We start from the raw sequence: 13125 nt of genomic DNA on the forward strand, positions 1-13125 counted from the left end.
AATTGCATAATTTCTCCCAGAAGTTGGTGAAAATCAGTCGGCTTGCTGGAAGAAATTTAAAAATCCTGACAATGTTCCAATATTTATTCTTGATTAACAAATATTATCCTGAATGTTAACTATAAATTATTCATCGCGTTCGCGCGTTAATTACAAGTTGCGAGGAATTAACGCTGTCATGCGCGGTAATATTAGTGATTGCATTTCGGATTATATTTAACCCCAGGTCTTGGCCGAGCATCATGATCGATTCCGGGTGGAACTGTACGGCGGCCACGGGCTCGATGGCGTGCTGGATCGCCATGATCGACCCGTCGTCGCTGGTGGCCGTCACCACAAGGTCGGCCGGCAGGTCGGTCGGGTTGGCGACCAGCGAGTGGTAGCGCCCGACCGGGAAGCTCTCCGGCAGGCCCTCGAACAGCGGCGTCGGGGCGGTTCTCGTCACCCGCGAGCTCTTCCCGTGCACCGGCACGTCGAGCTGGCGAAGGCTGCCGCCGAACGCCTCCACCAGCGCTTGCAGTCCCAGGCAGACGCCGAAGATCGGCAGCGCGTGGCGGCGGGCGGTGGCGATGCTGGCGGCGCAGTCGAAGTCCGATGGCCGGCCCGGCCCAGGCGACAGCACCACCATCTCCGGAGCCAGGCGATCGATGTCGGCATCGGTGATCGGGCCGCGCATGGTCGTCACCTCCGCTCCCGCCTGGCGCAGGTAGTTGGCCAGCGTGTGGACGAACGAATCCTCGTGGTCGACCAGCAGCACCCGCCGCGTCGGAGGGGCGGCCCGTGCCGCCGTCGGGATCGCACCGCCTGCGTTGCTGCCGGCGGTGCGGATCGCGGCGATCATCGCCGAGGCCTTGAGCTCGGTCTCGCGCTCCTCGGCCTCGGGTTCGGAATCGGCGAGCACCGTGGCCCCGGCGCGCACTTCGGCGACCCCGTCCTTGATGCGCACGGTGCGGAGCGTCAGGCCGGTGTTCATGTCGCCGTTGAAGTTGAGCAGGCCGACGGCGCCGCCGTACCAGAAGCGCGGGCTGCGCTCGTGCGCCTCGATGAAGCGCATCGCCCACGGCTTCGGCGCACCGGTCACCGTCACTGCCCAGGCGTGGGAGAGGAAGGCGTCCAGCGCGTCGCGGTCGTCCAGCAGCGTCCCCTCGATGTGGTCGACGGTATGGATCAGCCGGGAATAGAGCTCGATCTGCCGGCGGGCGAGCACGCGCACGCTGCCCGGCACGCAGACGCGGCTCTTGTCGTTGCGGTCGACGTCGGAGCACATGGTCAGCTCCGTCTCGTCCTTCTCGGAATTGAGCAGGCGGCGGATCTGGGCCTCGTCCTCAATGGCGTCGCGACCGCGGGCGATGGTGCCGGAGATCGGACAAGTCTCGACGCGCTTGCCGGTGACGCGCACGAACATTTCCGGCGAGGCGCCGACCACGTACTCCCCGTGGCCCAGGTTGATGAGGAAGCCGTAGGGGCTCGGGTTGATGTCGGTCAGGCGGCGGCTGACGGCGGCCGGCGATGCTGCGCACGGCTCCCGGAACACCTGGCTCGGCACCACCTCGAACAGTTCGCCGCGGGCGAACGGGCCGAACGCCTTGGCGACCGTCTGGGCGTATTCGCCCGGCTTGTGGTCGCCTTCGGGCGCGGCGTCGAGATCCGGCGCATAGGGGCGCCGTTCGCCGCCGCGTTCGATTCCGTCGGTCGCCTGGCCGTCGACGGTGAAGTCATAGGCGTAGACGGTCGCCTTGCGCCCGTAGTGGTCGACCACCAGGATCTCGTCGGGAAAATACAGCACCAGGTCGCGTTGGCCGGCCTCGCGCGGCACCTGCTTCTCAACCGGCTCGAACTGGTAGACGAGGTCGTAGCCGAAGGCGCCGGCAAGCCCGAGCTTGTCGTCCTCGTGGCTGGCGAAATGGGCGATCAGGGCGCGCACCACGCCGAACACCGACGGTTGCCGGCTGCGCTCTTCCTCGGTGAACGTGGCCTCCGACGGCACCACCCGCAGCGTGATGCGGTCTGCCTCGGTGGTCCGGTCGGCGACGTAATCGAGATCCGCCACGGCGGCCGAAAAGGCCGGCAGCAGCACCCGCCCGCGCCCGTTCAGCGCCGAGATGGTCACGCCGTAGCCGGTCGCCTCGATGGCGACGGGCGGATTGACGAGCGCGAAGTCCCAGCGCGTGTAGCGGCCGGGATACTCGTAGGTTGACGAGAACACGGCGCCGCGCTCGGCGTCGAGACGGGCGATCCACGACGCGGTCGCGTCCGCGTAGGCGATCTCGCGGCTGATGCGCCGGACGGAGATGCCGCCGGCCGTGGTGTAGAGGGTTTCTGCAGTCGTCCGCATCGTCGAAGCTCCCGGTGAACGGGGAACGAACGGGGACGGTTGACACCTGTTGCCGCCGGTCGGTCCCGGGCGGCACAGTCGATTGGGTATACGTCCCCTACCGCGCCGCCAATGAAGCGACGCGCCACCAGCGCGCGGTGAGGAGGAGGAAAGACCCGACCATCATGGGCGCTAGCGTTACGCAACCTCCGCGCGGCTGGCAACGGGGAAATGACATGGGGCGCGGCCTTTCTGTTCGGACCGTGGTCGCCATCGGACTGGCGGAACCGCCCGGCCCTGATAGGGTTCGCTCCCAAGAATCGAAAAAAAGCGTTTTGGGAGAATGCCCATGGCGGATCCGATCCTCGCCATCGACCAGGGAACGACCTCGAGCCGGGCGATGCTGTTTTCCGGGCCCACCTGGGTCGCGGCCATCGCCCAGGAGGAGTTCGCCCAGGCCTATCCGCGTGCGGGCTGGGTCGAGCACGACCCGGCGCTGATCTGGGAGACGACGCTGCGCACGGCCCGCGACGTGCTCGCCAAGACGCGGACTAAGGCCGACGCGGTGGCGGCGATCGGCATCACCAACCAGCGCGAGACGACGCTCGTCTGGGACCGCGAGACCGGCCGTCCCATCGCACGCGCCATCGTTTGGCAGGACCGGCGGACCAGCAAAGCGTGCGAGGACCTGAAGGCGGAGGGCGCCCAGCCGCTGGTCACCGAGCGCACCGGGCTGATCATCGATCCCTACTTCTCCGCCACCAAGATCGCCTGGCTGCTCGACCACGTCGACGGCGCGCGGCAGGCCGCGGAGGCCGGCCGGCTCGCCTTCGGAACGGTCGACTGCTGGCTGGTCTGGCAGCTCACCGGCGGCAGGGTGCACGCCACCGACGCCACCAACGCCTCGCGCACCATGCTCTACGACATCCGCCGCAACCGCTGGGACGAGGAGCTGTGCGCCCTGTTCCGGGTGCCGATGGCGATGCTGCCGGCGGTGCGCGACAGCGACGGCGATTTCGGCACCACCGATCCCGACCTCCTCGGCGCGGCGATTCCGATCCGCGGCGTCGCCGGCGACCAGCAGGCGGCGACGCTCGGGCAGGCCTGCTTCCGGCCGGGCATGATGAAGGCCACCTACGGCACCGGCGCGTTCGTGCTTCTGGTCACCGGCAACGAGCCGGTGGTCTCCTCCAACCGGCTGCTGACCACCGTCGCCGTGCGGCGTGGCGGCGAGACCCGCTACGCCCTCGAGGGCGCGATCTTCGCCGCCGGCTCCACGGTGCAGTGGCTGCGCGACGGGCTCGGCCTGATCGGTTCCGCCTCGGAAGCGGGTCCGCTCGCCGCCCGCGCCGACGACGATCAGGAGGTCTACATGGTGCCGGCCTTCACCGGCCTCGGCGCGCCGTGGTGGGACCCCGAGGCGCGCGGCGCGATCTATGGCCTCACGCGGGGAACCGGGCCGGCCGAGCTCGCCCGCGCCGCGCTGGAGGCGGTCTGCTACCAGACCGGCGATCTCTACGCGGCGATGCGCGAGGACTATGCGGGCGGCGAGGCCACCGTGCTCCGCGTTGACGGCGGCATGGCGGTGAGCGACTGGACCATGCAGCGCCTCGCCGACCTGCTCGCCGCCCCGGTCGACCGGCCGACGATTCCCGAGACGACGGCGCTCGGTGCGGCCTGGCTGGCCGGCCAGGCCGCCGGCGTCTGGCCGGACGAAGAGGGGTTTGCCCGCATGTGGGCCCGGGACCGGCGCTTCGAACCGGAGATGGGCTCGCAGGAACGCGAGCGGCGCGTCGCCGGCTGGAAGACGGCCGTCCGGCGGACCCTCAGCGAAGGGGCCGGCCGCAACCCGTCCGCATCGGGATGACGGGGTGCGCATGACCGCATGGGCGCCCGCCCGTTGCGCGCGAAAACGCAAGGTTGCAGGGGCGGCCGCGCGCGGAAACGCGCAACAACGCGCGGAATCGCGCAGCCGGCGCGCGCGCACCGCGTCTGTGCGCAGCCCGAAAACGATGCGTCGGGAATGTCTTACCTTCACCCCCGGGCGGCAGCGAAGGCCGCCGCATGCCCTTTCGAAGCGCACCACGATCGGCTAGTAATGTCGGTACACTCGGTCGGACCCGTGCAACCGCCAAGGGGCTGCTCAAGGCTTGCGGTTGGCAACCCGACCACATCAGGAGGGAGTGTTACATGGCAATCAATCGTTGGATGACGGCCGCGTCCGTCGTCGCGTTCGCCGCGGCCGCCTTCGCCGGCCCGGCGTCTGCTCAGGACCTGAAGATCGGCGCACTGATGCCGATGACGGGCGACCTGTCGGCCTACGGCGAGGCGGACCTCAGCGGCATCCAGCTCGCCGCCGAGGAGATCAATGCCGGGGGCGGCAAGGTCGAGATCGTCGTGGCCGATACCCAGACCAACCCGCAGGCCGGCGTCGACGCCGCCCAGAAGCTCGTCAACGTCGAAGGCGTCAATGCCATCGTCGGCGCGCTGTCCTCGGGCGTGACCATTCCGGTCGCCACCTCGATCACCAGCCGCGAGGGCGTTCTGCAGATCACCAGCGCCTCGACGTCGCCGACCATCACGACGCTGAAGGACAACGACTTCCTGTTCCGCACCGTGCCGTCCGACGCCTTCCAGGGCATCGCGCTGGCCAAGCTGGTGACGGAAAAGGGCGTGAAGAACGTCTCGATCATCTACGTGAACAACGCCTACGGACAGGGCCTCGCCGATGCGTTCGCGAAGGCCTATCAGGGCATGAACGGCACGGTGACCGAGTCGATCCCGTTCGAGGCCGGCCAGGCCTCGTATCGCGGCGAACTGCAGCGCGCCAAGACCGGTGACGCCGAAGCGCTCCTGCTGGTCGCCTATCCGGAAAACGGCACGGTGATCCTGAAGCAGTCGCTCGAAGGCGGCTATTTCGACAAGTTCATCTTCACCGACGGCATGAAGGCCCCCGAGGTCATCGAGCAGATCGGTGCCGACTACATGAACGGGTCCTACGGCTCGGTCCCGCAGTCGCCGGAGAGCGACGGCCTGACCAAGTTCCAGGATGCCTACAAGGCGAAGAACGGCGAAATCCCGCCGCTGCCGTACATCGACACCGCCTATGATGCGACAATGCTGATCGCGCTGGCCGCCGTGAAGGCCGGCTCGAACGACCGCACGGCCATCCGCAACGCGCTCCGCGAGGTCGCCAATCCTCCCGGCGAGAAGGTCGGCCCGGGCGACTACGCCAAGGCCGTCGAACTGCTGAAGGCCGGCACGGACATCAACTACGAAGGCGCTGCCGGTTCCCAGGACTTCGACGACAACGGCGACGTGCCGGGCACCATCGGCATGTGGTCCTTCGAGGACGGCAAGATCGTCGAAGGCGGACTGATCAAGCTGAACTAGTCCTGCGCGACAGCCGGGCTTCACACCTGGCGATTTGCCTGAGACAACAGAGGCGCGGACCCGGACGGGGCCGCGCCTTTTTCGTGGCGTGCGCGCGCTTCCGCGCGCGGCGAGTTCGGGACGAGGGACCCATGCGACCTTTCCGTTTGCTGGCCGTGGCCGCGGCCATCGCGCTTTTGGCCGGGTGCATGCAGGTGCGCACCCAGGTGGACGCCTATTCGGTCATCCCGGCCGACATCCAACCGAAGACGGTGTACATCGCCCCCTACAAGGGCATGGACGGATCGTCGCTCGCCTGGCAGGCGAATGCCGCGCTGGTCGCGCAGGTCCTGGCGGAGCGGGGCTACACCCGGGTGGCGACCCGCAAGCAGGCGCGTCTCGTCGCCTTCTTCGGCTTCGCCGTCGACCAGGGCGAGCGCGTCACCACCCCCTATCTCATCCCCCAGTGGGGCTACGTGGGCTACGGCCCCGGCTGGTACGGGCCCGGGCCGGGCTTCTACGGGCCGGGCTGGGGTGGCGGTGTCTATTTCGGCGGGCCGGGGCCCTACTGGGGCTGGGGCGGGCCGCAGATCGGCGTCGTCGGCTACACCACGGCGCTGCGCACGGAGACCGTCTTCACCCGCTCGGTGTCCATCGACATGATCGACACGCGCCTCGGCAAGCAGGTGTTCCAGGCAAGGGCGGTCAGCCGCGGCGCCTGCGGGCTGTTCGCCCCGGTGGCGGAGCCGATCGTTCGCGCCGCGCTCAAGCAGTTTCCGCTCGGCGTGTCCGGAACGATCACGCTGCCGCAGGCCGACAGCTGCTGATGGAAGGCGGCTCCGGTCAGGAGGGGGGCGTCGCGGCGCGGAAATGTCCGCGCCGCCCGAGCCACCACAGCAGCGCCAGGCCCGGGATCGCGGCAAGCGCCGTGACGGCGAAGAAAACGATCCAGCCCACCGCCTCGGCGGCATAGCCGGAGGTGGCCGCCAGCACCGTCCGGCCGACCGCCGACAGGGCCGCCAGCAGGGCGTACTGGGTGGCCGTGTGGCGGGCATCGGTGCACAGGCTGGAGATGTAGGCGACGAACACCACCGTCCCGAGGCCACCGGTGAAGTTCTCCACGGCGATGGTCACCGACAGCGCCCAGACCTCCGGCCCGATCATCGCCTGCCAGGAGAAGACGAGGTTCGACGCCATCTGCAGCAGCCCGGCGATCCACAGCGCCCGGTACATGGGGAGCGCCTTCGCCATGGCCCCGCCGGCAAAGCCGCCGAGCAGCGCCGCGCCGAAGCCGACGCCCTTGACGATGCCCGCATAGGCCGCCTTGGAGAATCCGATGTCGATCACGAACGGCGCCGTCATCACGCCCGCGAAGGCGTCGCAGAACTTGTAAAGCACCACGAACAGCAGGATCGCCAGCGCGTCCTGGCGGGTCAGGAACTCGTGGAACGCCGCATAGGCGGTGGTGGCGACGCGCAGCAACGGGTTCTGCTCGGGAGCGGGGATCTCGCCCAGATGGGCCTCGCCCGGGCGCACCGGCGCTTCCGCAGGCTCCCGGCCCGGCTCGGTGGCCACCAGCGTCGTCACCATGCCGATCAGCACGAGCCCGGCCATGCCGGCGTAGGCCCAGCCCCAGGCATCTGCCAGGCCATACCCCTCCAGCTGCAGGGCTGCGACCAGCAGCGCCGCGCCGGCGGTGGAGGCCAGCATGCCGACCCGGTAGGCGGAGACGAACCACGCCATGCCGGCCGCCTGCTCCTCGTCGGGAAGGCTTTCCACGCGGAACGCGTCGATGACGATGTCCTGGGTCGCCGAGGCGATGGCGACCAGCACGGCACCGAACGCCACCGCCCATGGCGCCAGTGTCGGGTCGAGCCAGCCGAGATAGAGGATGGCGGCGATCAGCAGCAGCTGGGAGAAGATCAGCCAGCCGCGCCGCCGGCCAAGCAGGCGCGACAGGATCGGCACCCGGGTGGCGTCGACGATCGGCGCCCAGAGGAACTTGATGGTGTAGGGAATGCCCGCAAGCGAGAACAGGCCGATGGTGGAGAGATCCACGCCCTGGTCGGCCATGCGCAGCGCCAGCGTCGAGCCCGACAGCGCCAGCGGCAGGCCCGACGCGAAGCCAAGGAACAGGACGATCAGCACGCGTGGCTTCAGGAACACCGCAAGTGCGGCCCTGAACCGGGCCGTGCGCGAGGCCGGCGGCTCCTCCGCCGGCGCGTCCTGGGTCATCGTCGGCACCGCCGTCCCTTATGTCTTGCGACGGGCAATCGGCTTCGGCCTTTCCTCCGGCAGCATGCCCTGGGGCCGGGTCAGCAGCACCACCTGCAGCAGCACGCCGACGAGCAGCACGCGGGCCGAACTCGCCTGGGTGGCGTATTCGGGCGGCAGCCGGCTGGCCAGCGTCTCGGTGCCCGACCAGACCAGCCAGACGACGATGGAGCCGAGAAGGGCACCCTTGTTGTTGCCGCTGCCGCCGGCGATCAGCATCACCCAGACGATGAAGGTGGCGAACACCGGCTCGAAGGCATCGGGCGAAATGAAGCCAATGAAGTGGGCGTAGAGCGCGCCCGCAAATCCCATGATGGCGGAGCCGAACACGAACGCCTGCAGGCGGAAGAGGCGCACGTTCTTGCCGGCGGCGGCCGTCGCGTCCTCGTTGTCGCGGATCGCGCGCAGCACGCGTCCCCAGGGGGCCAGGCGGGCACGCTCGACGAGGAAATAGACGAGCCCCAGGCTGACCAGCACGACGGCGAGGAAGACCAGGCCGGACTCCTTGCCGTCGGTGAACGGGCGGGGAATGTCGGCGATGCCGCGCACGCCGTGGGAGAGCCACTGCTCGTTCTGGAAGAAGAAGCGGATGATCTCGGCGATGCCGATGGTGGCGATCGCCAGATAGTCGGACCTGAGGTTGACCGTGATCATGCCGATCAGGAGCGCGATGACGCCGGACAGCACGATGGCCGCGGCCGCGCCCGCCAGGAACGGCAGGCCGAAGCCGCCGACATGCTCGGGATTGGCGCCGCCGGTCAGGATCGCCGTGGTGTAGGCGCCGATGGCATAGAACCCGGCGATGCCGATGTTGATCTGGCCGGTCAGGCCCCACTGCACGTTCAGCCCGAGGGCGAGGATCGCGTAGATCGAGACCGTCGACAGGAAGAAGACGAGGTAGCCGGCGAGGCCGCTCAACTCCATGACGCGTCTCCGCTCAAGAAGGGAAGGGGCGAACGGGTCATAGCGACGTCCCCTTGAAGATACCCGTCGGGCGCACGATCAGCATCAGCACCAGCAGCGCGAACGCCACGGCGTGTTTGTAGCCGGGGTCGATCACCATGGTCGACAGTTCCATGGAGATGCCGATGATGAGGCCGCCGGCGATGGCGCCATAGGGCCGGCCGATGCCGCCGAGGATGGCGGCGGCGAAGATCGGCAGGAGCAGGCGCCAGCCCATCACCGGGTGAAGCCGCGTGTCCATGCCGAGGAACACGCCGGCGACGGCGGCGAGCGCCGCGGCGATGACCCAGGTGATCAGGATCATGCGGTAGGCGGGAATGCCGGAGATCCGTGCCAGGTCCATGTTGTCGGACATGGCGCGCATCGCCTTGCCGAACTTCGAGCGCGAGAGGAACAGGTGTAGCGCCAGGATGATCACGATCGTGCCGCCGACGATCCAGAAATGATCGGGGCGAATGACGATGCCGGCGTAGCGGATCGGCATCTGGATGCCGGACTTGAAGACCTGCGGCGACGGGCCGGCAAACAACTGGATGGCGCTGCGCAGGATGAGGGCCACGCCGAAGGACGAGATGAGCAGGATGATAGGGTGGCTGGACCTCAGCGGGCGGTAGAGCAGCACCTCGGCGGCGAGCGCGACGGCGACGGAAAAGACGATCGCAAATGGAATGGCGAGGATCGGCGAGATGCCAGTGAGCGTCACCCCGACGAGCGCGCCGTAGGCCCCCACCGTCATCACGTCGCCGTGGGCGAAGTGGGCGAAGCGCAGGATCGAGAACACCAGCGAGACGCCGATGGCGCCGAGCGCCAGGATCGAGCCGGTCACGATACCGTAGACGACGAGTTGCAGGACATCGGTCACGGGCGTGGATCCATCGTCTCTGGTTGCCTCGCGGTGTCAGCCGCCAAGGAACATCTCCGCGATTTCTTTATTTTCCAGCAGGCCGCGGCCGGTGTCCTCGAACCGGTTCTGGCCGCTGGCAAACACGTAGCCTCGGTCGGCGATGGCCAGCGCCTGCTTGGCGTTCTGCTCGACCATCAGGATGCCGACGCCGAGGGCATTGACGCGCTTCACCTGCCGGAAGGTCTCGTCGATGAACTTGGGCGACAGCCCGGCGGTCGGTTCGTCGAGCAGCAGCAGCTTCGGCTCCAGCATCAGCGCGCGGCCCATGGCCACCATCTGGCGCTCGCCGCCGGACATCTGTCCGACCGGTTGGCGCTTGCGTTCGGCAAGCCGGGGAAACAGCTCGTAGATGCGCTGCATCTGCGGGCGCCAGTCGTCGGTCCGGATGAAGGCGCCCATTTCCAGGTTTTCCTGGACGCTCATAGACGGGAAGACGTTGCGTTCCTGCGGCACGTAGCAGATGCCGCGGCCGACGATGTCCTCCGGCTTGCGGTTGGTGATGTCGGCGCCTGAGAGCGTGATCGAGCCGGCGCGGACGGTGACCAGCCCGAACACCGCCTTCATGAAGGTCGACTTGCCGGCGCCGTTTGGCCCGACGATGACCACGACCTCCTTGTCCTCCACCTTCAGGTTCAGGCCGCAGAGGATGTCGGCGCCGCCATAGCCGCCGGTCACGTCCGTCGCGTCGAGAAGTGCCATGTCGTGCGCCTCAGCCGGTCTCGGCGGTCTCGGGATGGCCGAGATAGGCCTCCCGGACGGCGGGGTTGGCGCGAATGTCGGCCATCGAACCACGGGTCAGGACCGAGCCCTGGGCCATCACGATGATCGGATCGCAGAGCTCCGCGATCACGTCCATGTCGTGCTCGATCAGGCAGAACGTGTAGCCGCGTTCCTCGTTGAGGCGCCGGATGGCGGTGGTGATCGCGCCCAGCAGCGTGCGGTTGACGCCGGCGCCGGGCTCGTCGAGCAGCACCACCCGGGCATCGGTCATCATGGTGCGGCCGAGGTCGAGCAGCTTCTTCTGCCCGCCGGACAGGTTGCCGGCCAGTTCGTCGGCGACGTGGGCGATGTTCAGGAAGGCGAGCACCTCGTCGACCTTGTCGGCGATGTCGCCGTCCTGCCGCTTGACGGCGCCCCAGCTGAACCAGGATCTGAACAGGCTCTCGCCGCTCTGCCGCGGGGGCACGATCATCAGGTTCTCGCGCACCGTCATGCGGTAGAATTCGTGCGGAATCTGGAACGTGCGCACCAGGCCGCGATGGAACAACACGTGGGGCGGCAGTCCGGTGATGTCGTCGCCGTCGAACAGGATGCGGCCGCTGTCGGGCTTCAGCACGCCGGCCACGATGTTGAAGAGCGTCGACTTTCCCGCGCCGTTCGGCCCGATCAGGCCGGTGATCGAGCCTTCAACGACGTCGAAGGAGCATCCGTCGACGGCATGGATTCCGCCGAAGGAAAGCGAAACGTCCTCGATCCGGATCAAGCAGGTCTCCCTGGCAGCGAAGACGCGGGAAGGGGAAGGGTGTCGGAGTCCGGACCGCAAGTCCAGCCCGCACAACGATGTTCGCGCTTGACGGGGCGGCCGTCCCGGCGAACGGCGGGTGAGGTACGCAATTTCCGGTGGAAACACAAGCGCGCGGAGAGGATGACCTGTGTGTTTCCACCCGACAGGAGAAATTCTCCAGGGAGCGGCCACATTCGGAAGGACATTCCGCTGGAGCGGCCATCTCCGGATCATTCTACCCGCGCTCAGTCTCCCAGCGCGCTCATCACGATGTCGAGGATCCCGCGCTGGGTCGCGCTGTCGCCGTCGACGACCTCGATGTTCACATAGGGCCGGATGCCGTTGAGGGCGGCATAGTGGGACAGCGAACAATCCGTGGTGGCTGGCGAGGTCGTTTCCACCAGCACGTTGACGCCCGCCGCCGTCAGCGTCTCGACCAGCGCGGAGGTTCGGGCGTCCGGCGCCGTCCGGCCGGCGACGGCGGTGATCACCAGCGAATCCGGGCTGGCGAGGCGGCCGGATGCGCCGCTGCCCGGGAATGCCTTGCCCGCCTTGCCGGGCGCCTTGATCGAGATCGAGCCGCTGCCGCGGCGGCCGGCAACGCCAGGGGCATTGGTGTGGAGGGCGATCACCGGCGCGCGGCGGGTCCGGCTGCCCAGCATGGCGGCGATGTAGCGGGAGGCGGCCGCTCCGCCGCTGCAGCGCGACCGGCCACCGTCGAAGGCCCGGTTGGGGTCGATCGGGCCGTTGGTGCGCCGGCCGCCGGTCTCGACGAGGACGGCGGTGCCGCCGTAGCGGGCGAGCGCATAGACGGCGGTGTCGACCGCGGCCTGCTCGTTGTCGTGGGGCAGCACCCAGAGCGGGCCGCGGCGGGCGGTGTTGCGCACCGTCTGCACGATCCATTCGCGTCCGCCGGCGCGGAACGTGTCCTGGCTGACGCAGCGCTCCGGCCCGAACAGGTCCGGGTGCCTGCTGAAATCGCCGTCGCCGTCGGTGACCTGCGCCGGCGCGAGACAGGCGGACGCGCCCGACGGCAAGCCACCCGGCGCACGCGGAACGCAGGCCGACGCGGCAACGACCAGCAGCAGGGCGCCGGAGATGCGGGCAAGGCCCCGGGCGAAGTCGCGGGAAAACGGCATGAAGCGCATGAATCTCGGATCGGGTCGCCGGGAGGAGGCGACGGCGGTGCGACCATCCTCCCGATTTGTGGCGGACTGACGGACGGATGCATCGTCCGGGATGTCTTGAAATGGCTATGCTCGATCCTCAGAACGGGGGTGCGTGCACGAGACCGCACGGCAGCCAAGGAGGCAAGACCATGGCCAAGTCCGAAACGATCGCCGGAGCAACGCTCGACGTGCTGTCCCCCGAGGAGGTCAAGGAACGGTTCGACCGGAACGAGATCGTCCTGATCGACGTCCGCACCCCGGCGGAATTCGCCTTCGAGCACATCAAAGGCGCGCTGTTGTACCCGTTGTCGTCGTTCGACCCGAACAAGCTGCCCGGGCAGTCGGAAAAACCCATCGTCTTTCATTGCGGGTCCGGCATCCGCTCGCGAAAGGTCGCGGAGGCCTGTGCCGCTGCCGGAATGACGCGGCTCGCCCACATGGACGGGGGCTTCGGCGCCTGGAAGAGCGCCGGGCTGCCGTTCCTGGCCATCGACGCCACGACGGGATCCACCGTGTCGAAGCCCTGAGGACGCCCGGCCGGAGCGCCCGCCCGCGTCGCGCGGCTGGGTGGGTTTACCGTCTGGAAAGCCTTGAAGCGCCACACATTCGTGGGCGCGGATGATGC

General features: G+C 68.3%; 11 protein-coding genes. 4 read left to right on the forward strand and 7 right to left on the reverse strand.

What is annotated here, in order from left to right; all coding sequences use genetic code 11:
- Positions 1 to 130: 130 nt before the first annotated feature.
- Entirely contained in the window at positions 131 to 2335 is a 2205-nt protein-coding gene (locus ACSSVZ_RS12380) for an anthranilate synthase component I (RefSeq protein ID WP_453970388.1), read from the reverse strand.
- A gap of 328 nt (positions 2336 to 2663) precedes the next feature.
- Between ACSSVZ_RS12380 and glpK the strand changes: the two genes are divergently transcribed.
- The 3 genes from glpK to ACSSVZ_RS12395 all read left to right on the forward strand — a co-directional run bounded on the left by glpK (position 2664) and on the right by ACSSVZ_RS12395 (position 6513).
- On the forward strand, positions 2664 to 4181 hold the full coding sequence (gene glpK, locus ACSSVZ_RS12385) for a glycerol kinase GlpK (RefSeq protein WP_453970390.1): 1518 nt from the start codon (positions 2664 to 2666) through the stop codon (positions 4179 to 4181).
- A gap of 323 nt (positions 4182 to 4504) precedes the next feature.
- A complete protein-coding gene (locus ACSSVZ_RS12390; protein WP_453970392.1) occupies positions 4505 to 5707 on the forward strand; it encodes an ABC transporter substrate-binding protein in 1203 nt (400 codons plus the stop codon).
- Between the two features lie 131 nt (positions 5708 to 5838).
- Complete coding sequence (locus tag ACSSVZ_RS12395) at positions 5839 to 6513, forward strand: DUF4136 domain-containing protein (RefSeq protein ID WP_453970394.1); 675 nt, start codon at positions 5839 to 5841, stop codon at positions 6511 to 6513.
- A 16-nt stretch (positions 6514 to 6529) separates the two neighbouring features.
- On the opposite strand, the gene ACSSVZ_RS12400 is transcribed toward ACSSVZ_RS12395, so the two are convergent.
- The 6 genes from ACSSVZ_RS12400 to ACSSVZ_RS12425 all read right to left on the reverse strand — a co-directional run bounded on the left by ACSSVZ_RS12400 (position 6530) and on the right by ACSSVZ_RS12425 (position 12479).
- Positions 6530 to 7921 carry an AmpG family muropeptide MFS transporter gene (locus tag ACSSVZ_RS12400; protein ID WP_453970396.1) on the reverse strand — a complete coding sequence of 464 codons (1392 nt, stop codon included), beginning with the start codon at positions 7919 to 7921 and terminating at the stop codon, positions 6530 to 6532.
- A gap of 18 nt (positions 7922 to 7939) precedes the next feature.
- Entirely contained in the window at positions 7940 to 8884 is a 945-nt protein-coding gene (locus ACSSVZ_RS12405) for a branched-chain amino acid ABC transporter permease (RefSeq protein WP_453970398.1), read from the reverse strand.
- Between the two features lie 37 nt (positions 8885 to 8921).
- Entirely contained in the window at positions 8922 to 9785 is an 864-nt protein-coding gene (locus ACSSVZ_RS12410) for a branched-chain amino acid ABC transporter permease (protein WP_453970400.1), read from the reverse strand.
- Between the two features lie 36 nt (positions 9786 to 9821).
- Positions 9822 to 10526, reverse strand: a complete 705-nt coding sequence (locus ACSSVZ_RS12415; protein WP_453970402.1) for an ABC transporter ATP-binding protein — start codon at positions 10524 to 10526, stop codon at positions 9822 to 9824.
- 10 nt (positions 10527 to 10536) lie between these two features.
- Positions 10537 to 11310: an ABC transporter ATP-binding protein gene (locus ACSSVZ_RS12420; RefSeq protein WP_453970404.1), complete on the reverse strand. Its 774-nt coding sequence runs from the start codon at positions 11308 to 11310 to the stop codon at positions 10537 to 10539.
- A gap of 266 nt (positions 11311 to 11576) precedes the next feature.
- Positions 11577 to 12479, reverse strand: coding sequence for a hypothetical protein (locus tag ACSSVZ_RS12425; protein ID WP_453970405.1), 903 nt, complete (start codon positions 12477 to 12479; stop codon positions 11577 to 11579).
- Between the two features lie 170 nt (positions 12480 to 12649).
- On the opposite strand from ACSSVZ_RS12425, the gene ACSSVZ_RS12430 reads away from it, so the two are divergent.
- Positions 12650 to 13027: a rhodanese-like domain-containing protein gene (locus ACSSVZ_RS12430; RefSeq protein WP_453970407.1), complete on the forward strand. Its 378-nt coding sequence runs from the start codon at positions 12650 to 12652 to the stop codon at positions 13025 to 13027.
- Positions 13028 to 13125 lie beyond the last annotated feature (98 nt).

This window comes from Amorphus sp. MBR-141 (genome assembly GCF_053628695.1).

What these genes read in the sequence shown, in the direction of transcription:
- ACSSVZ_RS12380 (WP_453970388.1), bottom strand. Translation starts at nt 2,335, where the DNA reads ATGCGGACGACTGCAGAAACCCTCTACACCACGGCCGGCGGCATCTCC.
- glpK (WP_453970390.1), top strand. Translation starts at nt 2,664, where the DNA reads ATGGCGGATCCGATCCTCGCCATCGACCAGGGAACGACCTCGAGCCGG.
- ACSSVZ_RS12390 (WP_453970392.1), top strand. Translation starts at nt 4,505, where the DNA reads ATGGCAATCAATCGTTGGATGACGGCCGCGTCCGTCGTCGCGTTCGCC.
- ACSSVZ_RS12395 (WP_453970394.1), top strand. Translation starts at nt 5,839, where the DNA reads ATGCGACCTTTCCGTTTGCTGGCCGTGGCCGCGGCCATCGCGCTTTTG.
- ACSSVZ_RS12400 (WP_453970396.1), bottom strand. Translation starts at nt 7,921, where the DNA reads ATGACCCAGGACGCGCCGGCGGAGGAGCCGCCGGCCTCGCGCACGGCC.
- ACSSVZ_RS12405 (WP_453970398.1), bottom strand. Translation starts at nt 8,884, where the DNA reads ATGGAGTTGAGCGGCCTCGCCGGCTACCTCGTCTTCTTCCTGTCGACG.
- ACSSVZ_RS12415 (WP_453970402.1), bottom strand. Translation starts at nt 10,526, where the DNA reads ATGGCACTTCTCGACGCGACGGACGTGACCGGCGGCTATGGCGGCGCC.
- ACSSVZ_RS12425 (WP_453970405.1), bottom strand. Translation starts at nt 12,479, where the DNA reads ATGCGCTTCATGCCGTTTTCCCGCGACTTCGCCCGGGGCCTTGCCCGC.
- ACSSVZ_RS12430 (WP_453970407.1), top strand. Translation starts at nt 12,650, where the DNA reads ATGGCCAAGTCCGAAACGATCGCCGGAGCAACGCTCGACGTGCTGTCC.